Origin of the sequence: Mesorhizobium sp. M5C.F.Ca.ET.164.01.1.1 (genome assembly GCF_004792125.1) — a bacterium.
Classification (GTDB): Bacteria; Pseudomonadota; Alphaproteobacteria; order Rhizobiales; family Rhizobiaceae; genus Mesorhizobium; species Mesorhizobium wenxiniae.
Map to the genome: position 1 here is coordinate 1 of NZ_SRTG01000367.1, position 322 is coordinate 322.

The 322-nt window shown below is 64.0% G+C and carries 1 pseudogene; it reads right to left on the reverse strand.

Annotated elements, in window-relative coordinates:
- Nucleotides 1–133: 133 nt before the first annotated feature.
- A pseudogene (locus EN807_RS33840) lies at nucleotides 134–322 on the reverse strand (hypothetical protein); the annotation flags it as partial.

The following is a 322-nucleotide window of genomic DNA, read 5'->3' on the forward strand; positions in this document are numbered from 1 at the left end:
GCTGCAAGCCGCGCGCCTCTCACCACCCCGAAGCATGATTTCGCGACGATTGATAGCCGTTTGCGGCGCGCTGGTGTAGCTCCAGCCGCCGCAAAATCGAGAGCTTGTCTAATGTTCCGTTGCTCTCCTGACATTACCCGTCAGGCCGGCACGTCTCCGTCCCTCCGAGATAAAGTCGATGCAGCTCGCCCGGCGATTGCCTGAGCTTCGCGCAGTCGCCGTCATAGACGACGCGGCCGCGCCGCATGACATAGGCGCGGTTGCCGATCGACAGCGCAAGCGCCGCGAACTGCTCCACGAGCACCACCGCGAGGCCGTCATC